Raw genomic sequence first — 26,513 nt, 5'->3', positions numbered from 1 at the left:
TTTATGTGTGTTTGGTGTTGGTATTGGTGTTGGAGGAATGTTTTATTTTGGGATAGATGGTGGCTTTTTGTTTTTTTTTTATTTTTATAAATTGCTTTGTGTTGTAAAAAATCCTGTTTTTTTGGGTTTTTTATGATAAAACAACAGATTAACTGTTTTTTTAATCAAAAAAGCTTGTATTTGTGAATACATGTTTTATTTTTGTATTAAGTCGGCCGGGCAATACAAACAAAAAGCTGTTTATTAGAAACTAATTATTCATTAAGATCAATTAACGGGCAAGATTATGTGGGATTAGGAATTTTTTTCACCAACTCAAATAACCAACGAACATGAAACACATCGACAACTCCTAAACTTTAACTAAACTTTTTACAAACCAGACTGTTGTGCCATTTTTTATGTTGCAATGGGTTTGTATTGGCATTTGTAAACAATTCAACCTTTAATTACCCAATCTTCTAAACATGAAACAAAAACTTTTTACATGCATGCTCCTCATGTTTTCTTTCTTAGGCGTGCTACAAGCGCAAGAGCGAATCATTAGCGGAAAAATCATTGATGAATCGGATGGAACTCCTATTGCAGCGGCCTCTATAGTTGTTCCAAATACGACAATTGGTACACAATCTGATGGTCAAGGTCGATATTCGTTGAAAGTTCCAACGAACGCCAATGCTATTATCGTAAGAAATATCGGCTACGTGAGCCAAACAATATCTTTAGATGGGAAGAGCGTTATTGATGTTAGTCTCAGTCCCGATGCCTCCGAGCTGTCTGAGGTGGTCGTAACGGGTTACGGCACGCAAAGAAGAAAAGATTTAACTGGCGCGATTAGTACAGTAAAGGGAGAAAACCTGCAAAACGTGGCCATACCTTCTATTGATAAATTCCTACAAGGACAGGTAGCTGGGGTACAGGCCTCTACTGCATCTGGGGTATTAGGGCAGCCTGCGAAAATCAGAATCCGAGGTACCAACAGTATTAGTAGCAGTTCAGATCCACTTTACGTAATTGACGGGGTGCCTTATATTACTGGCAGTCAAAGTGGGGTCACGCCGTCTAACCCTCTTGGAGATATCAATCCAAATGATATCGCTAACATGGAAGTGTTAAAAGATGGTTCTGCAACAGCGATCTATGGTTCCCGTGCCTCTAATGGTGTAATATTAATCACCACGAAATCAGGTGTCTCCGGATCGAAGAGGATTTCGTATGATAACTGGTTCGGGATAGCAAATCCTTCCAAAAGGTACAAACTTATGAATGCAGAGCAGTTTATGGAAATTACCAATGAGAAATTGACCAACGTTGGCGAGCCGGAAGCGGCCTTTCCTATGGAGAATCCTGCAGGTGGGATTTACGATACGGATTGGCAGGATGTGATTTATCGCACGGGTTTTCAGCACAATCACGGATTGTCTCTCAGTGGAGGGAGCAGTGGGACAACTTATTATGCGTCTCTCGGTTTTACTGACCAACAAGGAATTATTGATGCAAATAGTTTGAGAAGATATACAGCTCGTTTGAAGGTCGATCAGAAAGGCTTTAATGATCGGTTAACCATAGGCATTAATACAGCTATTTCACATACGACCAATAAAGGGCTCAATACAGGGACCAATGCGTTATCGGGAAATGTCATCGGAGCTTTGTATGGGTTGCCCAACGTGCCGGTTATGCTTCCTGATGGGAGTTACAACATCTCCAGTTCTGGTTTAGGGCAAGGAAACAATTTAATTCCTATAGTTTCTAACTTTACAAATCAAAGATACGTTCTAGACCACAATATTAACGATAATTCTTTGCTGAATCTCACTGGTGACGCTTATGCAGATATAGAAATTGTTAAGAATCTACATGCAAAAACCCAAATTGGTGTTAATCTCTTGACTTCGGAAGATTACCAATATTGGGATCGTTATCATGGAGACGGACGTGGTTATGACGGACTCATATATCAACAATCCCTGCCGAGATTCCGCTACAATTGGCAGAACACCTTGACATACGCGAACAGTTTCGGAGAACATCATATTAACTTGTTGGCCGGACAAGAGATTCAAAAAACGCGCGTTCGCAGTTTCAGTGCAGAAGGCAGGGGGTTATCCGCTGATTACTTCGGAGAAAACAAAAATATAATCAGTAATACACTGAGTAACCAATTTATCGGAGGAAATGCTACAGAACAGGCGTTGGAATCCTATTTTGGACGAATACAATATAGTTTCAGAGACCGTTATTTGCTGACCGCATCGCTACGGCATGATTTGATATCCGCTTTACCTTGGGGTAATCAAGGGGCCACGCTTCCTGGTGCGTCTATCGGATGGCGTCTTTCCGAAGAAGATTTTTTCCAAACAAGTTGGATCAGCGACCTAAAAATTAGAGGGGGCTATGCCAAAGTTGGTAACGTTGAGATCGGCAGCTATCCCTATGCAGGAAATTTCGCGCCGGTCCAATATGGAAACAATGCCGGCATCCGGTTTAGCCAGGCGGGTAACGACCAGCTAAGTTTCGAAACCAGTAAAAAGTTCAATGCTGGCTTGGATGCAACGTTGTTTAGGGATCGCGTCTCCTTCACTGCGGATTATTTTACTAATGACATCGATAACATGATTTTAGCAGTTCCCATTCCATCGTCCCTAGGTATTCCTGGCAACTCCATCAACCAAAATGTTGGAAGAATGACCAACAAGGGATTGGAGCTTACGCTTAATGCGACGCTTATTGATAAAAATGATTTTACGTGGAACACCAGCTTCAACACGACTTTCCAAACGAATAAAGTGAAAACCTTGGTGAATGGTCAGCCTCTTTCTTATGCCTATCATATTACACAAGAAGGCGAATCGATCGCTTCTTTCTACGGTTTTGTATCGAGAGGGGTTAACAGCGAAAACGGAAATCCAATATATGAAAAGATTAATACAAGAGAAGATGGATCGACCTATATAACCTTAATTCAACAAGTCGTCGGAACATCGGGTTTTGCTGTTTATGATTCTGCCAACCCTGCAGACGTCTCCCAAACCACAGGAGGCTTAAATGAAGGCGACAAGCGCATTTTAGGTAATACCATGCCTAAATGGTTTGGCGGCTTCAACAATTCCTTCCGATACAAAAACTTCGACCTCAATATTTTCCTGAGTTTCTCTGGAGGAAACTACATATACAACCAAACAAGGCAGAATATTTTGCTAAACCAACAGTTCGGTAACGGCGGAACAGACTTATTAAACCGGTGGACAACCCCTGGACAGGTAACCGATATCCCTAGACTGGCGTATGGATATGGGGCTAATATTTATCAAACAAGTAACGCAACATCTCAATTTATTGAGAAGGCCGATTTCTTAAGAGCTCAGAATATCGGTTTAGGTTATACTTTTCCGAAAGAATTGCTTTCTCATATACAAGTCAATAGTCTCCGTATCTTCGCGCAAGTGCAGAACGCTTTCGTTATTACAGGGTACAAAGGAGCAGATCCTGAGTTAGCTAGTAGCGTCACAACTAACACGGAACCAAACATGGATATAGCAACCAACCTAGTGCCACGCACCTTTACTTTTGGTCTTAATGTCGGATTTTAATTACTGAAACATGAAATTCATCAATATAAAAAATTATAGCAAAATCATTGGAAGCTTTAGCCTCGCTTTAGCCCTTTCATTAAACAGCTGTAGCAAGTTTACAGAGCTAGAACCTTTAGCGGCTCTGTCCGAGAATACAGCCTTCTCTACGGCTGCAAATGTAGAGCTCGCCGTGAATGGTATGTACTGGTCTGCTGCTGTAGGTAGGTATAATGATGGCGGAGGCCGTGGCTACCCTTTTGGATCCGCCGCTATACAGCAAGCGGACATGCGGGGCGAAGATATGGTTAATATGCAGGCATTCTATCAAATCACTTACGAGTCAACTTACACTCCGACTTCTGCCAATAATGTCAATCATTGGACATCGCTTTATTATCTAATCAATGAAGCAAATATTGTGATTGACGGAGTAAAGTCAGCGGCCGAAAATGGTGTGATCAGTACCGAAGACGCTATTCAATATGAAGCAGAAGCACGGTTTTTAAGAGCTTTAGCTCATCACGAGCTGGTTATTCATTTCTGTAGGCCGTATGCCGATGGAAGCGGTTCGAATCTTGGTGTTCCTTATCGGACAAATGCCATTACGGGTGGGTCCTCCGTTGAGGAAAATATAACACAAGGTAGAGGGACTGTCGCCGAAGATTATACGCAGATTTTAGCCGACTTAGACTTTGCAGAGCAAAACTTACCCGATGGAGGGACTTCACCTATATCCAGAGCGAAGAAAGGCGCCGCAATTGCTTTGAAAACCCGGGTGTACCTCCATATGCAAGACTATACAAATGTGCTTGCTGAGGCCGGAAAATTGGGGGCTAGCGGTACTGCTCCGTTTTCCAGCCCGATAGGCGGTTATGAGTTAACTGCAGCTCCTGAGGCGCCGTTCACTAGCTACAGCAACAACACAGAGTCGATATTCTCTGTCGAAAACAGCGCGACATCTAACGGAGGGGTTAATGGGGCATTAGCTTCGCAGTATGGCTCGTCTGATTTTGGTTTTCGCGATCTGGTATCTATTAGTCCGAACTTTTACAATGCTGACTTTTGGGTCGCAGGTGATTTGAGAAGAGAACGTCTTACGCACAGAGCGGAAGGTGGTATATCGGCGGTTTATACAACGAAATATTTTGAGAATACCTATGCAGATTGGGCGCCTATTGTACGCTATGCCGAAGTCCTGTTAAATGCTGCAGAGGCTTACGCTCGTCAAGGAAATGCGGGTCAGGCACTAGCATTGCTAAATGCTGTCAGAGATCGATCGGTTCCGGCTACAGCACGCTATGGCTCCTCCGCTCCCGCCGATTTGCTTGATGCAATATATAAGGAGAGGCGTATCGAGTTTTTGGGAGAGGGAAGGCGTTGGCCGGACATTCATCGCTTGGCACTTGACCCAACCTATTCTGTAGGTGGAATACCGGCCAAAATTAATCCGTCTCAAATAACAGCGGGAGGAGGTGTTGCACTATACGACGGTACTACGCAAATAACACCTGCAAGGCCGGCTATACCATACACCGACTATAGATTTATTTGGCCTTTGCCTTCTAATGACGAATTAGCCAATAACCCGAATCTTCAGCAAAATCCAGATTATTAATTAGCAAAGAGTGGTTTCAAAACAGGGAGTAGATCGGAATGCTCCCTGTTTTGTCTTAATTTGGTACATTCATTTGTTCTGTTTTTATTTACAGAATTCAAAAAAAATCATTTAACGTTTAGAGACAATAAGCTAGGTTAACACCTACTCTAAAACCTCAAAAGAAATATTCAGCAACTCAAAACGCTTCCAGTCTTTGAAATCGAAATGCCACCATTCGTCTGGATAGACTTCGAAGCCATATTTTGTCATTACCTTTTTTAAGAGTTCTCTGTTTTTGATTACGGCTTCGGGCAGATGTGGATAGTCCGCATGCGCCTCGGCGACGAAGGCATCAAAGGCGGTCGGCATCTCCAACTCCTTACCGCTATGGAGATCAATAAGCGTAAGATCCACCGCACATCCCCGGTTGTGTCTTGAGCCTTTCCATGGAGAGGCTACAAAAACCGTATCCTGCGCTTTTTCATAAAATGCGACGGTTACCGCATAAGGTCTGTAAGCGTCAAAAATCTGTAAACCGAGTCCGCATTCCATTAATTCCATCTGCACGGCCCGAAGTGCTTTCGCTGCTGGCAACCTTAGATATGCGGCGGCCCGGTTATACATCTTGCGCCCCATGAAATTGTCCAAACTTGCATATTTTATGTCGAGCTTTAGGTCGGGAATGAACGTGTCTAGGGCCACTAAGCGATTATTGCTGTCTTGTAAACAAAGTGTCTGATAAGCGTTTAAGCTGGCGATGGGATCCAATCCGTATTTTGTTGTTTCTCCCTGTCCATAACTATCGAAATAGCCAATAATAAGGAGCCATAATGCTAAAATCGAAATATTCTTCATATCTTAAATATGCAAAAAGAAGCCAAAACTTACTCAGTATCAATACATTTTTTTAGAAATATTTTTTAATTACCAAATATTCTGTCTACCTTTGCAGTCCTTTAAAATAAGGAAAAAAGTATATTGTTTAATTAATTCAAAATCAAGCAAGTGAATACGTTAAGTTACAAAACTGTCTCAGCCAACAAAAACACCGTTAACAAAGAATGGATCGTTGTTGACGCTGAAGGTGAGATTTTGGGGCGCTTGTCATCTCAGATTGCTAAGGTGATCAGAGGGAAACACAAGCCTACGTACACCCCACACGTAGACTGCGGAGATAACGTGATTGTTATCAATGCAGACAAGATTAAGTTGACAGGAAACAAATTGGGCGAAAAGCAATATGTTTCTTATACTGGTTACCCAGGTGGTCAGCGTTTTATTTCTCCCAAAGAATTATTGGCAAAGCATCCTACCCGTGTTGTTGAAAAAGCGGTACGTGGTATGTTACCTAAAAACCGTTTAGGTCGCTCTTTGTACAGAAATTTATTTGTGTATGCAGGTCCAGAGCACCCACATGCTGCACAAAATCCGAAAACAGTTAAATTCTAAGGAGAGAAGAAATGTCAACAACAAACACTTCAGGAAGAAGAAAAACCGCTGTTGCCCGTATTTATTTATCTGCTGGTAGCGGCAACATTACCGTTAATGGTAAAGATTACAAAGAGTATTTCCCTACATTGCCATTGCAATATATTGTTACTCAAAGCACAGAAGTTGCCGGAGTTGCCGGTAATTTTGATGTGAAAGTTAACGTAGCTGGAGGAGGCGTAAAAGGACAAGCTGAAGCGGTGCGTTTAGCAATTGCTAAAGCATTGGTAGAGCTTAATCCAGAGGTGAAATCGGCATTACGTGCTAAAGGATTAATGACGCGCGACGACCGTATGGTTGAGCGTAAGAAACCAGGACGTCGTAAAGCACGTAGAAGATTTCAATTTAGTAAACGTTAATTTAAGGAGGATCAAACAATGGCAAGAACAACATATCAGGAATTACTGGATGCAGGTGTACACTTTGGTCACCTTACCCGTAAATGGGATCCGAAAATGGCTAAGTACATTTTCATGGAGCGTAACGGCATCCACATTATCGATTTGAACAAAACTTTAGCAAAGCTTGAAGAAGCAGCTTCAGCCATTAAGCAAATCGTTAAATCAGGTCGTAAAGTATTATTTGTAGCGACTAAAAAACAAGCTAAAGACATCGTTGCTGATCAAGCGAAAGCAGTAAACATGCCTTATGTTACCGAGCGTTGGTTAGGCGGTATGCTTACTAACTTTGCTACGGTTCGTAAGTCTATCAAAAAGATGTCGAACATCGATAAGATGACTAAAGATGGTACTTACGATGTATTATCTAAAAAAGAGAAATTGATGATTCAACGCGAGCGTATTAAATTAGAAAACCTATTGGGAGGTATCGCTGATTTAAATCGTTTACCTGCGGCGCTTTTCATTATCGATGTGAAGAAAGAGCACATCGCAGTTAGCGAAGCGTTGAAGTTGAACATTCCTACTTTTGCAATGGTAGATACTAACTCTGACCCTACCAACATCGATTTCCCAATCCCGGCGAATGACGATGCTACTAAATCGATTACATTGATTACCAACGTAATTAAGCAAGCGATTATCGAAGGGCTGGAAGAGCGTAAGCGCGATAAAGAAGAGGAAGCTGAGAAAGAAGCAGCTGCAGCAAAAGCAAAGATTGACAGCGGCGAAGCGGCTACCGAAGTTGCTCCTAAACGCGAACCTAAGGCAGAAGCTACAGAAGCAAAAGACGGAGAATAATTAAGTCCAAGTATGGGTTAGGGGTCGCCTCCAGTAAGCATCATCGAAGCTGCTTACCGTGTGGAACCCGTAACCCATAACTTATTTATAAAGCATATTAAAAAAGGAAAATAAGATGTCTACAGTACAAATTTCTGCATCAGACGTAAACAAATTGCGCCAACAAACAGGTGCTGGTATGATGGATTGCAAAAAGGCTTTGGTAGAAGCTAATGGCGATTTTGAAGCTGCAGTCGACTACTTACGTAAAAAAGGTGCTAAGGTGGCCGCTAGCCGCCAAGACCGCGATTCGAATGAAGGTGTGGTTATTGCAAAAACAACGGCTGACGGTAAACGTGGAGTAGTTGTTGAAGTAAATTGCGAAACGGACTTCGTGGCAAAAAATGCTGATTTTATCGCCTTCGCTGAAAGTATAGCCGACGTGGCTATCAATGAAGCACCTACTAGCTTGGAAGACTTAAAAGCATTAAATATCAACGGTGCTAAAATAGCGGACTTATTAATCGACCAAACTGGTAAAATCGGTGAGAAAATTGAAGTTTCAAAATATGAGGTAATAACAGCTGATAAAGTGGTTCCTTATATCCATGGAAACTACCGTTTAGGTGTATTAGTAGGCTTGAGCGCTGATATTGAAGGAGCTGAGGATGCTGGAAAAGACGTAGCTATGCAAATTGCAGCTATGAACCCGGTAGCTATTGATAAAGATGGCGTTGACGCACGTACCATCGAACGTGAATTAGAAATTGCTAAGGAGCAAATCCGTGCTGAAGGAAAACCTGAAAACATGGTGGAAAAAATCGCTCAAGGTAAATTAAACAAATTCTACAAGGATTCTACTTTATTGAATCAAGACTTCGTGAAAGACGGGTCAAAAAGCGTTGCACAGTTCCTTGACAGTGTTTCCAAAGGATTAACTGTAACTGCATTTAAACGCGTACAATTAGGCGCATAGTCATTGTTGATTTTCAGTTGTTCGTTGCTCGAGGGGGCAATTAAACAACAACAATAATTATTTTCAGAAAAGCCTTTCTTTAATTAGGAAGGCTTTTTTAGTAAAGGCTTTTCTATTTTTTCTTCACAAACTCGCAACTGACAACTCGCAAATTTCCTATCCCGCCCAAGCTTCACGATCTAAACTTCTGAAATGGATAGCCTCCGCCAAATGTTGCGGCTCGATGTCCGGACATTCGTCAAGATCTGCTATGGTTCTGGCAACCTTTAGAATGCGATCGTAGGCTCGGGCAGACAAGCCTAGCCGTTCCATGGCTGTTTTTAGAAGGGCCTGTCCGCTTGCATCTATCTTACATAGTTCCCGAACGCGCTTAGTATCCATCTGCGCATTATTATGTATTTGGTCTTCGCCCTTAAATCGCCGCTCCTGCACCTCCCTCGCTGTTATGACCCGCTCTCTAATTGCATTGCTTGATTCGACATGCTGCTTCACCGTTAATTCCTGGAAATTAACAGGCGTAACCTCTACGTGTAAATCGATGCGGTCGAGTAAAGGACCGGAGACTTTGCTCAAATAGCGCTGAACATGTCCCGGAGAACAGACGCAATCTTTGTCCGGATGATTATAGTAGCCACAGGGGCAAGGATTCATTGAGGCAATTAACATAAAACTCGCAGGGTAATCCACTGTCAATTTAGCGCGCGAAATAGTAATCTGTCTTTCTTCCAATGGCTGTCGCAGCACTTCCAGAACAGACCGTTTAAATTCCGGTAATTCGTCCAGAAACAATACCCCGTTATGGGCCAATGATATTTCACCGGGCTGGGGATTTCCTCCGCCGCCCACTAAAGCAACGTCGCTTACGGTATGGTGGGGCGCTCGAAAAGGCCTTACGGTCATCAAGGAGCCCGAGGCAAGCATTTTTCCTGCTACTGAATGTATCTTGGTCGTTTCTAATGACTCCGATAAGCTAAGTGGAGGCAATATAGAGGGCAGTCTTTTGGCCAGCATCGTCTTACCGGCGCCGGGCGGGCCTATTAGGATAACGTTGTGTCCGCCTGCGGCCGCAATTTCCAAAGCGCGCTTAATGTTCTCCTGCCCATGAACATCGGCAAAATCGTTATCATAATTGTTCGCATGATTTAAAAACTCATGTTTCATATCAACCGACACACGGTGGAACAAGCGTTCTTCATTCACAAAGGCAATAACATCCCTTATGTTATCGAATCCGTATACTTCCAAATCATCCACCACGGCCGCCTCCCGCGCATTAATCGCAGGCAAAACGATTCCCTTAAACCCTTCTTGCTGCGCTTGTAGCGCGATAGACAACGCGCCTCTTATCGCCTGCAAGCTACCATCCAGAGACAATTCGCCCAACAAAAGGTACTGGTCGAGTTTATCGCCCTTAATTTGGCCGGATGCTGCCAAAATTCCTACAGCCATTGCTAAATCATATGCCGATCCTTCCTTTTTTATATCCGCGGGGGCCATATTAATGACAATTTTTTGCCGAGGCATCCTAAAACCAATGCTATGTAAGGCGCTTTCTACCCGGAAAGTACTTTCTTTAATTGCGCTGTCTGGCAATCCCACAATAAAATACTGTGTCCCGGAAGATATGTTTACTTCAATGGTAATGGTAGTCGCCTTAATTCCATAAACTGCGCTGCTAAAGGTTTTTATCAACATATTTTTTAGGTTTAGTACAACTAAGAAAATCCTAATATAATAAAAAAGGCGGTATCGTAAAAGAGATACCGCCCATTTAAGCTGTTTTGTGGTCGATCGACCTATTTACCGAAAGGTGTACGAGGCATGCCTCTCATCATCTTCGCCGCTACGGATGGATTAGAAAACTGTTTCATCATCTTCCGCATGTCGCTGAATTGTTTCATCAGCTTATTGACATCGTTGATGTCCGTGCCCGATCCTTTGGCAATTCGCATACGTCTTTTTTGATCGATAGCATCTGGATTTTCGCGCTCAAAAGGGGTCATTGATCCAATAATTGCCTCGATGGGTTTAAAAGCATCATCGTCAATTTCGACATCTTTAATTGCCTTTCCAACACCGGGTATCATGCCCATCAGATCCTTCATATTTCCCATCTTCTTGATCTGTTGGATCTGGCTGATAAAATCGTTAAAATCAAACTTGTTCTTGCGGATTTTCTTTTGGAGCGCAGCGGCTTCTTTTTCGTCAAACTGCTGCTGGGCGCGCTCAACCAAAGATACCACGTCGCCCATTCCCAAGATACGCGAGGCCATCCGGTCTGGATGGAACACGTCCAACGCATCCATTTTCTCACCGGTACCGATAAACTTAATGGGTTTGTTTACAACGGATTTAATAGATAACGCCGCCCCGCCCCGGGTATCACCATCTAATTTGGTAAGCACAACGCCTGTGAAATCCAAACGGTCGTTAAAGGCTTTCGCTGTATTTACCGCATCCTGCCCGGTCATGGCATCCACAACGAACAAAATTTCATGTGGATTCGTTGCCTCTTTAACCGCCGAGATTTCGTTCATGAGTGCTTCGTCAATCGCCAAGCGACCTGCCGTATCTACGATAACCACATTCTGGCCACTGCGCTTGGCTTCCGCCACACCCTCTTCAGCGATTGCAATAGGATCTTTAGACTCTCTGTTGGTGTAAACCGGCACATCAACTTGCTGTGCCAGCACTTCCAATTGATCAATTGCAGCAGGCCTATAGACGTCGCCTGCTACCAGTAACGGCTTTTTACCACGCTTCTCTTTCAGGTACTTGGCCAATTTGCCGGTGAAAGTGGTCTTACCCGCACCATTCAATCCCGCAATCAAAATGACCGTTGGATTTTTACCAAGTTCCACGTCGCTTGCCGTGCCGCCCATGAGCGAGGTAAGCTCATCGTTCATGATTTTGGTAAGCAATTGCCCTGGCGAAATGCTGCTCAATACATTTTCACCTAAAGCTCTTTGCTTTACTTCATCGGTAAACGCTTTGGCGGTTTTATAGTTAACGTCAGCGTCCAATAAGGCTTTGCGAATTTCTTTAACAGTCTCCGCTACGTTAATTTCTGTGATATTTCCCTGTCCTTTTAGAACTTTAAAGGCCCTATCTAACTTATCCTGTAAACTATCAAACATAGATTAAGTAAAAATTCAAAAGTAAAAAATAAAATCCTGCCCTAGATAAAGCGATTTGCCTTATGTAAGACGGATAAAAAGATCTCTAAGTGCCTGTTACTTACTTAACATAGTAACGGGCACAAAGATACAGAATTATTTTGCCTTCTCTATAATTTGGCTGTTAAGACGGATGTACTCGTCGCTCTTTGCCTTTTCTGCAGCTTCTTTTCCTAATGTTGCGGTCGCTTTCGCTCCTGCCTTATCTCCCTTTTTCAACTGTATTTGTGCCTTCCAGTAATAAGGATAGGGCAATGCCGGATTTGCCTTCACCGCTTCGTCCGCCCATGCAAGTGCTTTATCTAAATCCTTGTCGTTATTTAGGTAGTACTGTGCGGCTGCGAGATAGGGCTTTTTATCACCCTTCATGGCTTCCTCAATAGATGCCATGATTTCCGCATCCTGATTTACTTGGATCGGGAAGCTGACGGCTGTATTCTCCCAGGCGATAGCTAGCTTGGCTTCCGTAGCGGTTACCTCCGGAAAACTGATTGTAAAGGTCTCTACTTTATTTTTTGTCTGCTCGGGCTTCACCTGAAAACGTAAAACATCATCTGCCTCGTTGTATTCGTAAGCACCCCATTGCTTGCTATTTTTATTCAGAATGATTGTCCATTCACTTTTGTCGGGGATAGTAAAAAGCCCATAGGTCCCCGCGGGTATTGTTTTGCCGTTGATAATCACATCGCCACTAAAAGTAAGGGTAGTTGCACTGTTAGCACCTGTACGCCATACAGTGCCGTAAGGCTCTAAGCCGCCAAAGATCTTACGTCCCTTTACATTGGGCCTTGCATAGCTGAGGGTTATCTCGCTGATGCCCAGATCCTGTGTGATGACTTGTTTGCTGCTAGCAGCGGGGAGCTTTAGTCCCTGTGCACGGGAGTTGCCTGAAATAAAGGTCGACATAAGCAGCATACAGGCCGCAATACTCAAAAATTTTGGTTTCATAATGTGTAGCGATAATATAGTCTTTTGTTAAAATTCGGAATTTCTCTCCGAAGATAATAATTCCAATTACATGATATGCTCCCGCAACGGGGCGTAGCTATTTTTTTCCGAGTTTATGGCCTGCTAAGGCGTAATACCAGATGACAAGGTAGCAAGGCACCATAATCCAATACGCTTGCTGTGGATTCCAGGCATCCGCTAAAGCGCCATAAATGACAGGCACAACAGCTCCTCCGGCTAGTCCCATAACCAACAAAGAGGAAGCAGCTTTCGTAAATCTGCCTAGACCAACAATAGCCAATGGCCAGATCGCTGGATACACCAACGAATTTGCCAGGCCTAATAAGGCAATAAAGGCCACCGACAAATAGCCGTCTGTAAAAATCGCCCCTAAGCTGAAAGCCAATCCCAATAATGCGCATATCTTCATGGCATTTTCTTGCTTAATATATTTTGGGATCAACAAAATTCCCAGTCCGTAACCCAAAATCATGCAAGACATCGTACCCATGGTGAAATATTTCGCCACTTCCAGTTTAATGCCCTGTGCAGCACCATAACTGATGATGGTATCCCCCGCAATAACTTCTACGCCGACATACAGAAACATAGTAACGAAGCCTAATATCAAATGAGGGAAATGAAACAAACTCGTTTTTCCCTGATTTGCAGAGCCTGAAACCTCATCTTCTCTATCCGTGTCGATTTCTGGCAGATTCGACCGATAAATTAGGAATGCGAGTACAGCTAAAACCAAGATGATGCAACAGTAAGGGAAAATCACCCTCGAAGCAAGTTCGTTTAATTCTAAGGCTTTCTCTGCCGCAGGCAGGGATTCGATCCGGGCGGTCAAGGCATCGGCATTGCTTAATACGACGGCGCCTAATACGATAGGAGCGAGTCCTCCGGCCAGCTTGTTACATATTCCCATGATACTGATCCGTTTGGCCGCACTCTCCGCAGGTCCCAATATCGTGATATAGGGATTCGATGCGGTTTGCAAAATAGCTAATCCGGATCCTTGAACGAAAAGTCCTAAAAGAAACAAGGCGTAGGTGCGGGATAAGGCGGCTGGAATAAACAGTAGTGCCCCAACGGCCATAATACCTAAACCGACCGACATCCCATTCTTAAAGCCGAACACTTTCAGTACTCTAGTTGACAAAGGCGCCATTACAAAATACGCAATGTAAAAGGCGAAGGCTACTAAATAAGCTTGAAAATGATTAAGCTCGCAAGCAATTTTGAGATAAGGGATGAGGACGGAATTAAGCCACGTTACAAACCCAAAGATAAAGAACAAAGCGCCGATGATGACAATTGGGTTTAGGCTGCTCTTACCCATACTATTGGCATTAGGATGTTGATTCATGTGAACAATTAGATTAAGTATCTTTTAGTGAATGACGATTGAAACTATAAAAAAATAAGCATGTTTTCTACAAGGCTAATAAAATATTTCCATATTTTAAACAAAAACAAGCGTGCAAACGGTTGTTCAATCCAATATGGTGCGGAAGACGCCTCATTCATTAGCTAAAACGGTTAATTTTTGGCAGCCCACAAGACTTCGTTTGGGTTTAAACTGGAGCTGATATTCGATGCAGGCTTTTTTCAGAACAGTCAAAAAAGAAACGCCTCAATTTCACATCGAGGCGTTTCCAAAAACCTAAACCTTATCACAAAACCATTACCTGGCCTTACTGATATGATAAAAACACTTTAGGTATTAAATAGTTTTAAAATCTTGTTGGATTGTAAGAGCAACTTATTTTCGAATTTATTAAACCATCGTGTCTAAATACCGCTCCTTAATAATATTTCTATGGTGATTCAGATGTCCGGCTATGATGTAGAAAAAAGCACGGACACTGATTAAACGGTCAGACGCTAAGCCTCTCCGGCTCTGTTCGGTCTCATTAAACGTGTTGAACAGCGCCATATTCGATTTTCTCAACAAAACGAACTCCTCGGCTAGAGAACGCAAGCTACGCTCATTGAAGCGGGCGTTCGTAACAAATTCCTCTTGCTCAAAACCAGGTAGCGCTTTGGTATCATTTCTGGCAAAACGCAGTGCTCGATAGGCCATAATCCGTTCGGTATCTAAAACGTGTCCGACTACTTCTTTAATCGTCCATTTGCCTTCTGCGTAAGCATATTCAGATCTACCCGCCGGAACCGCATCTAAAAAAGCTGGAAAACTTGTTATTTGTTCATTAAGCACCTGCATGACATCGCCAAAGACAGTATCAATGTATGTAGCATAAAAGGCCGGGTATTCATCAGATCTTAGCTGGCTCATAGGTTAAACTGCTTTTTAATATGATTCTAAAGGTAGTTCCTTTTCCTACTTCCGAATCCTTTACAAAAATTTGTCCTTTATGATAATTTTCAATTATTCGCTTGGTTAATGAGAGGCCAAGGCCCCATCCTCTTTTCCGAGTTGTATATCCCGGTTGAAAGACAGCATCAAATTTATTTCTTGGGATACCCTTTCCGGTGTCGCTAATATCAATAAATATCTGCTCTTTAGCAATATTTTCGCTTATAATTATATTGATTTCACCGGCAGATTCAATTGCGTTTGCTGCGTTTTTTAGGATGTTTTCGATGACCCAGTCAAACAGCGGTACATTTAATTGCGCTTCCACGGTTTTATCGCCCGTAACTGAAAACTTGATTTTATCACTTGTGCGTACTTTGAAATAGCGAACGAAGTTGCTTACCACGGGATAAACGGGGTGATTTTCCAGCACCGGTTTGGAGCCTATCTTCGAAAATCGGTCGGCCACAATTTCGAGTCGCTTTACATCGTTTTCCATTTCGGTCAGCAGTGGATCGTCTTCTGCGTCGAACTTGGCCTTCACAAGTTCGAGCCAAGCCATCAAGGAGGAGATAGGCGTACCCAGCTGATGGGCGGTTTCTTTAGCTAAGCCCACCCATACCTGATTCTGCTCTGACTTTCGCATACTATTGAACACGGTGTAGGCAATACCGAGGAAGATGGCAATAAGCGTCAGCTGCACATAAGGGAATACCCTTAGTTGTGTTAGCAGTAGGGAATCTTTGTAATAGACATACCATTTTTCGCCTCCCGATAGTTCAATCTCTATCGGCGGATGCCTTTCCTTCATAATGGCTAATTGATATTCAAAATATGCAGGATCATATTTTGGCCGATTGGCTCCCTGGTTCTCTCCGCCTATATTATATAAGGTTTTTGTTGAATCAAGTCCGCGATAATAGATGATGCTATCTTTTGAGTCTGTAATGATTGCGGGAACTTTTAAACTATCGCGAACGCTATAAATGTAAGTTATATATTCATCATTCACATCGGGCATGGCATACATGTTCCGTGTACTAATTGCCCAAACGGATGCCTTTGTCCGTTCCGCTTCCGACAGGTTTTGCACTAGAAAATTCGTATACCAAAGAGAGGCCGTTGCTATAATGGCGGCAAATATCAGAAGTAGAAACTTCCACCGTTGACTATGTTGATATGGATTCATTATGGTTGTTCGTTCTTCGCGTTGTTTAAAAAGGCCGCACTGTATTTATACGATGAGAAATCAATAGCGATTAGTAATAACAAACAAATAGGGTGCCCCAATCGGGTCAAACTGTCGGACCGGAAAGGGGTTAACCTTCGAATGTTTTCAGCTCCAAATGTGTTCCGTCAAAAACAGCATAGCTATTATAGTTCACCCATTCACCGAGATTAATATAACGGCTATTTGGTCCCACCTCAATATCCAGCGGTAAGTGCCGATGGCCGAAAACCAAATAGTCGAAATGTTCCTTTTTTAATACTTCCCTCGAGTAGACAACCAGCCACTCTTGCTCGGCTTCTTTGCGCCATTCTTTTTTGTTGTTGACGATTCTGCTGTTTTGCGACCACCGTAGGGCGATGCCGATACCTAAGTTAGGATGGACCCGTGCAAAAAGCCATTGGCAAAATTTGCTTCTAAAGAATTTCTTCAGGAACTTGTACTTCGCATCTCCCGGGCCTAAGCCATCGCCGTGATGCAGATAGAAGCGTTTACCTTGTCGCTCAATAATCAATTCATCAGCTATGATTTTCGCTCCCAGTTCTTGCTCTAGGTAGCCAAACATCCACATATCATGGTTCCCTTTAAAGAACGTGATCCTGGTGCCATGGTCGGCCAGTTCGGCCAATTTCCCTAAAAACCTTACAAAACCTTTCGGAACTGCGGTAGCGTATTCAAACCAGAAGTCGAAGATGTCGCCCACAAGATAAAGTTCGGCGGCATCGTCTTTAATCGAGTCGAGCCACCTAACCAATCGGGCTTCCCGTTCGCGACTCTTCTCATAGGTGGGTACACCCAAGTGAAAGTCGGAAGCAAAATATATTTTTTTCTTTTCAACCATCCCTGCGAAGGTAACCAAAAGCCTGCTTATTTAAAAAGCCAAGCTTAAGGGATGAGAACTTCCATTTTATCAACGTTCCAACCGGCATTCTCGATCGCTATTTTTTTACCTTGGATAAGGATAGGGTCGACACTCATCGTGATTGTCTTTTGCTCGCCCGGAAGTATTGACAGATAATTGTCGCTATAAAAGGTTGGCAGTACCCGTTGTTTACTATCGCTATCCACCAAGGAGAGTCGGTTGAAAAAGGCGATTTTGTCGTGCTCATTATTGCGAAGTGTTACCGTGTATTCTCCAGCCGCCGTTGATCGGCTTTGTATATCTAGCTTACAGGTCGCCATATCCTTCAAACCGCTATATTGGCCTTTTGCGTCCGGCAACCAATAAAAATTGTCGCTCAGCAGCTGTCTATCGGCACCCATGAGCTGCAAGCGTAAAAATGCCCCTTTTTCCTTTGCCAATTCATCCATCTGTTTTTTTATAGACATAATTTTCTTGACAGAGGAAGGTTCCATGAAGCAGAAGACCTGTGTAATAGGCTTGGCTTTTCCCTGCATATCGTAGGCGTTAATCACTAACATGATGTTGTTGCGCTTTTCGAAATGATTGTTGACAATGGATACAAAGCCATCTACAGGGTTGTACATTGCATGTAAGGGTTCGCTTCCGCTTCTGAGGCCATAAAGACAGGCATTTGGATCAAGGTAATAGTCATACATCTGGCCGCGTAAAGACGTCCACGGATTTTGCGTTTTCCAAATAATTGTGCCGGTATACCAGTCCCACATGTGGGAACTAAAGCCTTCCATCAGCCCCCTGTATTGATCGTAATTAACCAATTGTGCTTTGTTCGCGAAGTCCTCGAGATCGCGGGGTTTGCCATAGGGCTCAATATGCTCTCCGTAACTTATATACGTGTGATATTGCCAAACGGAATCTACGGTTTCTTGCATTCTTCCTTCGTCGTTAAATCCGGTAAATAAGGGAGCGACCTGATTTTCTGTCGGTAGGAACCGTTTAAGTGATTCCAGGTCGCCTACACCTACCGAACCAACTTCCGAATTAAAAGGCCAGGTTTTATCGACCCAGAACGTTTTGATATCCTGTATGCCATAAGGGCCGTCGCCGTTGCCTCCGATGTCGTTTTGCGACATGGCGTCAGAATTGGAATAATCTACGAACCAGCGTGTTCCGTCTAGTTTTGGCAGAATAGAATCTCGAAGCGGTACCAAAATATCGTCGGGTGGCGTAATTTCATTGCCTCCGCAATAGAAAGCGAGGGAAGGGTGGTTCCGGATCATTTTAACCATATCGGCCGCTGACTCCAAAAACAAGGGATGATCATCAGGATATTGTCGCCTTGTCCATTGATCATCTTTCTTAAGCGGGTCTTCCCATCGCCCGTTGCAGTCGCCCGACATCCAAAAATCTTGCAGGACGAGCAAGCCGTAACGGTCGCACGCTTCATAAAATTCCGGGCGTTCTACCAACGCACCGCCCCAGATTCGGATGAGATTCAGGTTCATGTCCCGATGAAAGCGGATTTCAGCGTCATAGCGTTCTTTTGTAAAGCGGAGCATAGCATCGGAAATAATCCAGTTACCGCCTTTAATAAAGATCTTTTGGCCATTAACAGCGACCTCGCGACTGCGCGTATGCGGATTCCAATAAGTCTGAATTTCCCGCACACCCACCTGCAATGCTTTTTTATCACTGCTTGCATGGCTGCCGTTTGGCAAAAAGCTAAGCTCGGCGGGGTAAAGATGCGGCTGCCCATAGTTGGATGGCCACCAGAGCTTAGGATTGGCCAGCGCGAAGTCCGCAAACTCTACTTCCTTTTCTTCATGAGGCCGGAGCGTAACGGTTTGTTTAACAGACTGGCCGTCTAAGTTATATTGAAGCGTTCCGCTAACCGCTTTGTCACTTGCATTCAATAACGTGGCTGAAACCTTGATGATGGCAGGTTCCTGTGGGCCTGTAGTTTCTCTTTTTCCCGGAACCACTGTGACAATATGAGGATCTTGGATGGAAACAGCACCCGTTTTTTCAATAGTCACTTTATCCCAGATACCAGTGTTCCTGTCGCGGATTGGTTTGATCCAATCCCAGCCCGCTGTGTATTGCAGGCCTACGTTTCGAGCAATAGTGCCGTCGCCCCCTTGTCCACCATTGGGATCACCTACTACGTCCGGGGGGTACACAATTACGGCTAGGCGATTCTTGCCGTTTGCTGCCAACAGCTTGGTGATATTGAAGCGCTTACGGATATACATTCCTTTGAACGGCTCGGTATTCACTTTTTTGCCATTGAGAAATATTTCGCAGCTGTAGTTGATTCCCCTGAAGTTAAGCCAAACCTGCTGCTCGCCAGTGGGGGCAGCCTCGTTAAAATCATTCACAAACCAGTAGGTGTAATAGTCTTTGCCTATGGAATAGATGTCCGGTATCTTATTGTTGTTCATGCCAAAGAAGGGATCCGGGACTTCTTTGTTGTTCAGCATGCTTGTTAACACCGTTCCGGGAACAGTGGCTGGTTTCCAGTCTTGAAGTGCCAGCGAAGGGTCAGAAAGCTTTTCGCCATGCTGTATCACTTCCTTGTGGTTTTTTAATCTCCACCCTCGGTTCAATTCATAAGATTGGCCGAAGGAAAAAAGATGGAGCAGCATAAAAGGCAGTAGCAGACAAATCGTTTTAGTGTGAGAAGGAAAGGCGTTCATGTATAAATTCTAAATATAAGGGTTGGTTTGAGGATTATTCCAAAGCAAACCGAAAGATTTTAGGGTAAAAATAAGGAAAGGAAACGAACTTGCAGGAAAAAAAACGCTTTCTCTAGCATATAGCCGGGAAGAAGCTGCTTTTTTGCTTTTTTTATTTGTAATATTGGAGCATATTCACAATGTAAACTTTATTTTGTTCACTATGTTAAAAACTTACTCAGGTTTGTTGCTATGCGCTATCTCTTTGGCGGCTTGCAAAAACAACCAGAAAACTATTGAACCGGCAGCGAGTATGAAATTGAAACCTTACCCCACAACGAAAACGATAGACGTCGTTGATGACCATTTTGGTACCAAAGTTCCCGACCCTTATCGGTGGTTGGAAAACGACACGGCGGCTGATACCAAAGAATGGGTGGTGGCAGAGAATGAGGTAACGAACGATTACCTTTCGCAGATTCCATTTAGGGATGCCATGAAGCAGCGGTTGGAAAAACTGTGGAATTACGAGAAAATATCGGCGCCATTCAAAGAAGGTAATTACACGTATTACTCGAAAAACGATGGGCTTCAAAACCAGTCGGTGATTTATCGTGAGAAAGAAGGAGGAGAAAGTGAAGTTTTCCTCGATCCCAATAAATTTTCTACGGACGGTACCACCTCACTGGCGGGAATCAACTTTAGCAAAGATGGCAGTTTGGTGGCTTATCAGATTTCAGAAGGTGGTTCTGATTGGCGTAAAGTAATTGTTTGGAAAGCGGAAGATAAATCAGTGGTAGGTGACACCCTTGTTGACGTCAAGTTTTCGGGGTTGGCTTGGAAAGGTAATGAAGGATTTTACTATAGCAGCTATGACAAGCCAAAGGAAGGAAGTGCCCTTTCCGGACTAACACAATATCACAAGCTGTACTTCCATAAATTGGGTACGCCTCAGGAGTCGGATAAACTGGTCTTTGGCGGCGAAAGTACGCCCAGGCGCTATATCGGAGCTTATTTAACAGAAGACGAACGTTATTTGGTGATTTCAGCGGCGAACACAACCAGCGGCAATGAATTGTATATTCAGGACTTAAGTAAGCCCGATGCTAAAATCGTTCAGGTGGTCGATAACTTTGAAAAGGAGCATAGTGTGATAGATAATGTAGGCGACACCCTGTTTATCTACACAAACCTGAATGCACCTAATTATAAAGTGGTGACCACAAATACCAGCGATCCGAAACCGGCCAACTGGAAGGATTTGATCCCTGAAACAGACAATGTTTTGAATATTAGAACCGGCGGCGGTAAATTATTTGCCAATTACCTAAAAGACGCTACTTCCCTTGTAAAACAATTTGATCGTCAAGGTAAAGAAGAGCGCGTAATCGAATTGCCCGGCGTAGGTACGGCGAACGGGTTCGGCGCAAAAGAAAATGAAACCGAGCTTTATTACTCATTTACCTCTTACATCTATCCACCAACTATTTTTAAGTACGACATTGCTTCCGGTAAATCGGAAGTCTATAAAAAGCCCGACGTGCTGTTTAATCCTGACGAATATGAATCAAAGCAGGTGTTTTACAGTTCTAAAGATGGTACCAAAGTTCCGATGATCATCACCTATAAAAAAGGTGTTGTGCTCGACGGAAATAACCCCACGATGCTGTATGGCTACGGTGGATTCAATGTCAGTTTAACACCCTCATTTAGCGTATCGACTGTTTTATTGTTGGAACAGGGCGGTGTTTATGCTGTAGCCAACTTACGTGGTGGTGGCGAATACGGTGAAAAATGGCATCTTGCCGGAACAAAATTGCAGAAGCAAAACGTATTTGACGATTTTATTGCCGCCGCTGAATACCTTATCAGCGAAAATTATACTTCTAAAGAGAAATTGGCAATCTCAGGAGGATCTAACGGAGGTTTGTTGGTAGGTGCGGCCATGACGCAACGCCCTGATTTGTTTAAGGTGGCTTTCCCCGCAGTAGGCGTTCTGGATATGTTACGTTACCATAAGTTTACGGCAGGTGCAGGATGGGCTTATGATTACGGTACGGCGGACGACAATAAAGAAATGTTTAATTACTTGTACCAGTATTCGCCTTACCATGCCTTAAAAGAAGGTGTTGAGTATCCGGCAACGATGGTGACGACAGCAGATCACGACGATCGCGTAGTTCCCGCACATAGCTTTAAATTTGCGGCACGTTTACAAGCGTATCATAAAGGAGAGAATCCGGTGTTAATCCGGATAGAAACGAAGGCCGGCCACGGGGCAGGCAAGCCAACCGCAATGATTATTCAAGAGCAAGCCGATAAATGGTCCTTTATGTTCCAGAACATGGGCATTGCTTATGAAGAACGTAATTAGTTTAGACTAAGAAAAGGTTGATAAGGAAAAGGCTGTCACCTATGTTTGTTGAAGGCAAACATAGGCGACAGCCTTTTCTGTTTTACTAGTGAATCGGCTTTACGGTATAACCTTGCTTCCTTAAGAGATTGATGACGCCTTTTTCTCCGGCCAGGTGGCCTGCGCCAAAGGCGAAGAAGGTGGGTTTTAGCTTTGCTTGTTCCCCGATGACGGCAATCCAGTTAGCATTTCTGTTGTATAGCATTAAATCGAGATAAGCTTCCATCAAAGGGTCTGAAGTGATCCGCTCGTTCATCGCAGTGAGCTTTTGATGTTTATATAAGTCGATGATATCCCTTATTTCCCGCCTTGTACTATCCGGGTTGAGAATCATTCCTTTCAACTGTTCGGCCTGTGTCTTGTAAGGAATCGTATCGAAGATGGCAGCTTGCTCGGCTACGGTCTCTAAGCCACTTATTGGTATGCCGCCCGTTTTCGCCATTTCTACTAGTTTGAGTTCCCAACTGGCGGGCTGGCAATCGAGCGTGCCAATCATGACGAGGGAGTATAAAGCGAAAGGCTTTGTTTTGTTAAGCATCTCTAAACGAAGATGTGCGTTTTTCTCTAAACTATCGCTGAGCTGCTGATAGGTTGCACTATCGTATAAATCGTGAAAAGTCGTGTCCCGCATCTGCATGTGCTGCATCATTTTCGGACCTATATTCGGATCCGAAAAATCGATCTCAAGGTATAACTGCTTGCTCGCTTCGAACTTTTCCTTCACATTGGCGGTAAGAATGAGGTCTTCCGGGCATAAAAGGTGAAAGGTACCGAACAAGTAGGACGGCTCGGAAAGATCTTTTCCGCTAATTTCCCAAAGGGTCGTCTCCTCTGTCTCCGTTTGTGCTTTTGAGGTAACTAAGAAACCATAGCACAGAATTAGGGTAAGTAGTGTAATTCTCTTCATGGATTTCATTATAATGCAGATGATGTTTTTCCTATTCATCTTCCTTTAAGCTCTCATTGTCGAGGTCCTCCAGGATTTTGTTCACGTCCGATTCCGTTTCGCTAAGTTTAGCCTTGCAAATTTTAATTAACAGGGCGGCTCGCTTCACTTTGGCAGACAGTTCGTCTACGCTGATTTCTCCGTCCTCAATTTCCTCTACGATGGTTTGAAGTTCTTCAAACGCCGAGGTATAGCTTATTTGATTATTCATGTTCCGTGCTTTCTTCGTTTTCTTTTACAAAAGTAACGCGACTTTCAATTTCTCCAATAGCCAAGATCGTTTTCACCTGGTCTCCGGCAACGACGTTTCCGGCATCCTTAACAGCTTTACCGTTCAAAAGCGTGATGCTATACCCTCTTTTTAATACTTGTTGCGGATCGAGTATCGATAAGTGGCGTTCTTGGTTCTCCAGTAATTTTGCCGCTTCTTGTAGCGATTTGTCGGTAGCAGGTGTAAGGTTTTTCTGTAGTGTTGCCAGGGCTACATGCTGCTTTTTGGCGATCTGATGACTTTGCCGTATTAGCAGATCTTTGATTTGCTGGAGGGTTTGCCTGTAGCGCTTGTTTAAATGGAGGTTTTCGCGCTTCAATCGCTGCCCTAAAAAGGCTATGCGCTGTTGGCTTTCCAACAAAACGCGCGTTGATTGGGTAGATAATTGATTTTTTAGGTGCTGAAAAGAGCCCCTTTCCTGCATTAATCGGTATTTGCTTTGTTGAAGTGTGCGACTGCGCAACTCAGCTAATTGATGTTTGTTTTCTCGGAGCATAGTCAGGCTCGCCATTCTAAAATACTTGATGGCGTTATTTAACGCTTGCTGCTGATTGTCAAGAACCTGCCTCGTTTTCAATCGTAATACCTGTTCTGCATAGGCGACGGGGCGCGCAAAATTGTGGAAATGCTGCAAAAGGTAGTCGGCCAATGCACTGGGCGTAATGGAATTTTTGTAGGCGACCATTTCAGAAACGGTCTCATTAGTGGCATGGCCAATACCGGTGATTACCGGGATGGGAAAGGTGGCAATGGCTGTCGCCAATAATACGTTGTTGTAAGAACTTAAACCCACTTCCCCTCCTCCTCCTCTTATAATGGCGACTACATCAAATCGTTGAAGATGCAAACGGATGCTCGCTAACTGATCGATAATAGAAGTTATTGATTTTTCGCCCTGTAAAAGGGCTGGAAATAACTGATATTCGAAACGATAACCGAAAGGGTTATTGTCGATAATCTTTAAAAAATCTGCTAAGCCCTTACTTGTTTCGACCGAAATGATGGCCATGCGCTTAGGCAGTAAGGGAAAAGGCAATAGCTTGTTCGCTTCAAAAAGGCCTTGCTCTTTCAGCGTGGCAATACTGGCCTGTTTTTCTCGTTCCAACTCGCCCAGGGAATAGGAAGGGTCGATGTCTACAATATGTAGGCTCAAACCATGTATAGGGTCGTAGCTGATCGATGCCTGCATCAGAATGTTGATCCCATTCTTTAACGGTTCTTTGATGATTTCGATAAAGCGTTGGTTGATGCGTTCATAATCGCTTTTCCATAATGTTGCCCGGATCTCTGCAACGACCCGACCTTCCTTCTTCTCAAGAAGTTCGGGATAGCAATGACCTGAATGGGAATAGTGATTGAGCTTATTCATCTCAGCCTTTATCCAATACAGGCTTTTATAGCGGTCGGCAATCGTCTTTTGAATGCTGCGAGCTACTTCTGCCAATGAAAAGATAGTTTTATCTGCGATTATTTCGGGCATACCCAAACTTATAGAAAATGCGCGACATTTTTGAACCGGAGTTGATTTTTATACAGCGCTTAATTTATTTGAGCGATGTGAATCATAACGTTCGGGAGGCGGTCTTTTTGTATCATCTTTTCAGCTTTTATCATTAAATCTGTATTTTTACCGCAAATCACTGAATTTATGTATAAAACACTTCAACCTGTATTGCAAAAAGAATTAGCCGAAATAGAAGAGGCTGGTTTATATAAACGGGAACGCATTATTACCACACCGCAAGGTGCCGATATAAAAGTAAGCGGGGGCAAAGAGGTTATCAACTTCTGTGCGAATAACTACCTCGGCCTTTCTTCTCATCCAAAGGTGATTGAAGCAGCAAAAGATGCAATAGACACGCGCGGTTACGGTATGTCTTCGGTACGTTTCATTTGCGGAACACAGGATATACATAAAGAGCTTGAATCGAAGATATCGAAATTTTTAGGCACGGAGGACACTATATTGTACGCGGCCGCCTTCGACGCAAATGGGGGCGTTTTTGAACCGCTATTTGGTGCGGAAGATGCTATTATTTCGGACGAGTTGAACCATGCATCTATTATAGACGGTGTTCGCTTATGTAAGGCGCAGCGTTTTCGGTACAAGAACGCGGACATGGCAGATTTAGAGAAGCAGTTAATTGCGGCAAAAGATGCCAGACACCGTATTATTGTGACCGATGGCGCTTTCTCTATGGACGGTGTTGTTGCGCCTTTGGATAAAATATGTGATTTAGCCGATCAATATGAAGCCTTGGTGATGATCGATGAATCGCATTGTACAGGCTTTATTGGAAAAACCGGACGGGGTACCCACGAGCACTTTGGGGTAATGGATCGGATCGATATCATTACCGGAACCTTAGGAAAGGCCCTGGGCGGAGCTTCTGGAGGTTTTACTTCCGGTAGAAAGGAAATTATCGATATGCTTCGGCAGCGCTCCAGACCATATTTGTTTTCGAACACCTTAGCCCCTGCTATTACTGGAGCTTCTATTGCTGTGCTGGATATGCTGAGCGAAACGACTGAATTGCGCGACAAGCTCGAGTACAATACGAAATACTTCAGGGAGAAGATGGCAGAGGCCGGGTTTGACGTCAAGCCCGGGTTCCATCCGATTGTTCCCGTTATGCTTTATGACGCTAAATTGGCGCAAGAGTTCGCTGCTAAAATGTTGGATGAAGGTATCTACGTTATCGGATTTTATTATCCGGTGGTGCCAAAAGAAAAGGCCAGGATCCGGGTACAATTGTCTGCTGCCCATAATCAGGAACACTTGGATAAAGCAATTGCTGCATTCACAAAAGTAGGGAAGCTCTTGGGCGTGATTAAATAGATTCATGGGATGGCGGAA

The 26,513-nt window shown here is 43.6% G+C and carries 20 protein-coding genes; 8 read left to right on the top strand and 12 right to left on the bottom strand.

The features are described from left to right. The first annotated feature begins 467 nt into the window (after positions 1-467). Both EPX21_RS10495 and EPX21_RS10490 read left to right on the top strand, forming a co-directional pair. Positions 468-3,593 carry a TonB-dependent receptor gene (locus tag EPX21_RS10495; RefSeq protein ID WP_134089647.1) on the top strand — a complete coding sequence of 1,042 codons (3,126 nt, stop codon included), beginning with the start codon at positions 468-470 and terminating at the stop codon, positions 3,591-3,593. Between the two features lie 10 nt (positions 3,594-3,603). Next, positions 3,604-5,190 (top strand): RagB/SusD family nutrient uptake outer membrane protein, encoded by a 1,587-nt coding sequence (locus EPX21_RS10490; RefSeq protein WP_134089646.1) that lies wholly within the window; start codon positions 3,604-3,606, stop codon positions 5,188-5,190. 144 nt (positions 5,191-5,334) lie between these two features. On the opposite strand, the gene EPX21_RS10485 is transcribed toward EPX21_RS10490, so the two are convergent. Next, positions 5,335-6,027, bottom strand: coding sequence for a M15 family metallopeptidase (locus tag EPX21_RS10485; RefSeq protein WP_134089645.1), 693 nt, complete (start codon positions 6,025-6,027; stop codon positions 5,335-5,337). A gap of 150 nt (positions 6,028-6,177) precedes the next feature. Here EPX21_RS10485 and rplM point away from each other — a divergent pair, with 150 nt between their 5' ends. The 4 genes from rplM (at position 6,178) to tsf (ending at position 8,814) form a co-directional block, all read left to right on the top strand. Continuing rightward, positions 6,178-6,621 carry a 50S ribosomal protein L13 gene (rplM, locus tag EPX21_RS10480; RefSeq protein ID WP_134089644.1) on the top strand — a complete coding sequence of 148 codons (444 nt, stop codon included), beginning with the start codon at positions 6,178-6,180 and terminating at the stop codon, positions 6,619-6,621. Positions 6,622-6,632: 11 nt separating this feature from the next. After that, positions 6,633-7,019, top strand: a complete 387-nt coding sequence (gene rpsI / locus EPX21_RS10475) for a 30S ribosomal protein S9 (protein WP_013664736.1) — start codon at positions 6,633-6,635, stop codon at positions 7,017-7,019. An 18-nt stretch (positions 7,020-7,037) separates the two neighbouring features. Continuing rightward, positions 7,038-7,859, top strand: coding sequence for a 30S ribosomal protein S2 (gene rpsB, locus EPX21_RS10470; RefSeq protein ID WP_134089643.1), 822 nt, complete (start codon positions 7,038-7,040; stop codon positions 7,857-7,859). Positions 7,860-7,974: 115 nt separating this feature from the next. After that, on the top strand, positions 7,975-8,814 hold the full coding sequence (tsf, locus tag EPX21_RS10465; protein ID WP_134089642.1) for a translation elongation factor Ts: 840 nt from the start codon (positions 7,975-7,977) through the stop codon (positions 8,812-8,814). A gap of 156 nt (positions 8,815-8,970) precedes the next feature. On the opposite strand, the gene EPX21_RS10460 is transcribed toward tsf, so the two are convergent. From EPX21_RS10460 to EPX21_RS10425, 8 genes are all read right to left on the bottom strand, one after another. Beyond that, the gene (locus tag EPX21_RS10460) at positions 8,971-10,509 is read right to left on the bottom strand and encodes a YifB family Mg chelatase-like AAA ATPase (RefSeq protein ID WP_134089641.1); all 1,539 of its coding nucleotides are present in this window, start codon (positions 10,507-10,509) and stop codon (positions 8,971-8,973) included. Positions 10,510-10,610: 101 nt separating this feature from the next. After that, complete coding sequence (gene ffh / locus EPX21_RS10455; RefSeq protein WP_134089640.1) at positions 10,611-11,951, bottom strand: signal recognition particle protein; 1,341 nt, start codon at positions 11,949-11,951, stop codon at positions 10,611-10,613. A 135-nt stretch (positions 11,952-12,086) separates the two neighbouring features. Next, complete coding sequence (locus EPX21_RS10450; protein WP_134089639.1) at positions 12,087-12,938, bottom strand: DUF2911 domain-containing protein; 852 nt, start codon at positions 12,936-12,938, stop codon at positions 12,087-12,089. A gap of 97 nt (positions 12,939-13,035) precedes the next feature. Further along, positions 13,036-14,310: a sugar MFS transporter gene (locus EPX21_RS10445; protein WP_134089638.1), complete on the bottom strand. Its 1,275-nt coding sequence runs from the start codon at positions 14,308-14,310 to the stop codon at positions 13,036-13,038. A gap of 411 nt (positions 14,311-14,721) precedes the next feature. Continuing rightward, positions 14,722-15,240 carry a DinB family protein gene (locus EPX21_RS10440; protein ID WP_134089637.1) on the bottom strand — a complete coding sequence of 173 codons (519 nt, stop codon included), beginning with the start codon at positions 15,238-15,240 and terminating at the stop codon, positions 14,722-14,724. Further along, on the bottom strand, positions 15,221-16,450 hold the full coding sequence (locus tag EPX21_RS10435; RefSeq protein WP_134089636.1) for a HAMP domain-containing sensor histidine kinase: 1,230 nt from the start codon (positions 16,448-16,450) through the stop codon (positions 15,221-15,223). The genes EPX21_RS10440 and EPX21_RS10435 overlap by 20 nt, the downstream gene beginning before the upstream one ends. Positions 16,451-16,580: 130 nt before the next feature. Continuing rightward, complete coding sequence (locus EPX21_RS10430) at positions 16,581-17,330, bottom strand: UDP-2,3-diacylglucosamine diphosphatase (RefSeq protein WP_134089635.1); 750 nt, start codon at positions 17,328-17,330, stop codon at positions 16,581-16,583. A gap of 44 nt (positions 17,331-17,374) precedes the next feature. Beyond that, on the bottom strand, positions 17,375-20,047 hold the full coding sequence (locus EPX21_RS10425; RefSeq protein WP_134089634.1) for a glycoside hydrolase family 2 TIM barrel-domain containing protein: 2,673 nt from the start codon (positions 20,045-20,047) through the stop codon (positions 17,375-17,377). A 202-nt stretch (positions 20,048-20,249) separates the two neighbouring features. Here EPX21_RS10425 and EPX21_RS10420 point away from each other — a divergent pair, with 202 nt between their 5' ends. Continuing rightward, entirely contained in the window at positions 20,250-22,400 is a 2,151-nt protein-coding gene (locus tag EPX21_RS10420; protein ID WP_134089633.1) for a prolyl oligopeptidase family protein, read from the top strand. Between the two features lie 85 nt (positions 22,401-22,485). Here the strand turns inward: EPX21_RS10420 and EPX21_RS10415 are convergent, their stop codons facing one another. Genes EPX21_RS10415 through xseA form a run of 3 tightly spaced genes read right to left on the bottom strand, consistent with a single transcriptional unit; the run spans position 22,486 to position 25,136 of the window. Then, complete coding sequence (locus tag EPX21_RS10415; protein ID WP_166670729.1) at positions 22,486-23,346, bottom strand: TraB/GumN family protein; 861 nt, start codon at positions 23,344-23,346, stop codon at positions 22,486-22,488. Positions 23,347-23,377: 31 nt separating this feature from the next. Next, entirely contained in the window at positions 23,378-23,596 is a 219-nt protein-coding gene (xseB, locus tag EPX21_RS10410) for an exodeoxyribonuclease VII small subunit (RefSeq protein WP_134089631.1), read from the bottom strand. Beyond that, the gene (xseA, locus tag EPX21_RS10405; RefSeq protein ID WP_134089630.1) at positions 23,589-25,136 is read right to left on the bottom strand and encodes an exodeoxyribonuclease VII large subunit; all 1,548 of its coding nucleotides are present in this window, start codon (positions 25,134-25,136) and stop codon (positions 23,589-23,591) included. Before xseA ends, xseB begins: the two co-directional genes overlap by 8 nt. A 168-nt stretch (positions 25,137-25,304) precedes the next feature. Between xseA and kbl the strand changes: the two genes are divergently transcribed. Next, positions 25,305-26,495 carry a glycine C-acetyltransferase gene (gene kbl, locus EPX21_RS10400; RefSeq protein ID WP_134089629.1) on the top strand — a complete coding sequence of 397 codons (1,191 nt, stop codon included), beginning with the start codon at positions 25,305-25,307 and terminating at the stop codon, positions 26,493-26,495. Positions 26,496-26,513 lie beyond the last annotated feature (18 nt).

Source organism: Olivibacter sp. XZL3, assembly GCF_004368405.1.
GTDB lineage: Bacteria > Bacteroidota > Bacteroidia > Sphingobacteriales > Sphingobacteriaceae > Olivibacter.
This window is presented reverse-complemented; position numbering and strand designations above follow the sequence as displayed.

Bases quoted from the DNA above. Each gene is read 5' to 3' on its own strand.
- rpsI (WP_013664736.1), top strand. From the start codon at position 6,633: ATGTCAACAACAAACACTTCAGGAAGAAGAAAAACCGCTGTTGCCCGT.
- EPX21_RS10445 (WP_134089638.1), bottom strand. From the start codon at position 14,310: ATGAATCAACATCCTAATGCCAATAGTATGGGTAAGAGCAGCCTAAAC.
- EPX21_RS10450 (WP_134089639.1), bottom strand. From the start codon at position 12,938: ATGAAACCAAAATTTTTGAGTATTGCGGCCTGTATGCTGCTTATGTCG.
- kbl (WP_134089629.1), top strand. From the start codon at position 25,305: ATGTATAAAACACTTCAACCTGTATTGCAAAAAGAATTAGCCGAAATA.
- EPX21_RS10435 (WP_134089636.1), bottom strand. From the start codon at position 16,450: ATGAATCCATATCAACATAGTCAACGGTGGAAGTTTCTACTTCTGATA.
- EPX21_RS10430 (WP_134089635.1), bottom strand. From the start codon at position 17,330: ATGGTTGAAAAGAAAAAAATATATTTTGCTTCCGACTTTCACTTGGGT.
- EPX21_RS10490 (WP_134089646.1), top strand. From the start codon at position 3,604: ATGAAATTCATCAATATAAAAAATTATAGCAAAATCATTGGAAGCTTT.
- tsf (WP_134089642.1), top strand. From the start codon at position 7,975: ATGTCTACAGTACAAATTTCTGCATCAGACGTAAACAAATTGCGCCAA.
- EPX21_RS10420 (WP_134089633.1), top strand. From the start codon at position 20,250: ATGTTAAAAACTTACTCAGGTTTGTTGCTATGCGCTATCTCTTTGGCG.
- EPX21_RS10485 (WP_134089645.1), bottom strand. From the start codon at position 6,027: ATGAAGAATATTTCGATTTTAGCATTATGGCTCCTTATTATTGGCTAT.
- EPX21_RS10460 (WP_134089641.1), bottom strand. From the start codon at position 10,509: ATGTTGATAAAAACCTTTAGCAGCGCAGTTTATGGAATTAAGGCGACT.
- xseB (WP_134089631.1), bottom strand. From the start codon at position 23,596: ATGAATAATCAAATAAGCTATACCTCGGCGTTTGAAGAACTTCAAACC.
- EPX21_RS10425 (WP_134089634.1), bottom strand. From the start codon at position 20,047: ATGAACGCCTTTCCTTCTCACACTAAAACGATTTGTCTGCTACTGCCT.
- EPX21_RS10495 (WP_134089647.1), top strand. From the start codon at position 468: ATGAAACAAAAACTTTTTACATGCATGCTCCTCATGTTTTCTTTCTTA.
- xseA (WP_134089630.1), bottom strand. From the start codon at position 25,136: ATGCCCGAAATAATCGCAGATAAAACTATCTTTTCATTGGCAGAAGTA.
- EPX21_RS10415 (WP_166670729.1), bottom strand. From the start codon at position 23,346: ATGAAGAGAATTACACTACTTACCCTAATTCTGTGCTATGGTTTCTTA.
- ffh (WP_134089640.1), bottom strand. From the start codon at position 11,951: ATGTTTGATAGTTTACAGGATAAGTTAGATAGGGCCTTTAAAGTTCTA.
- rpsB (WP_134089643.1), top strand. From the start codon at position 7,038: ATGGCAAGAACAACATATCAGGAATTACTGGATGCAGGTGTACACTTT.
- EPX21_RS10440 (WP_134089637.1), bottom strand. From the start codon at position 15,240: ATGAGCCAGCTAAGATCTGATGAATACCCGGCCTTTTATGCTACATAC.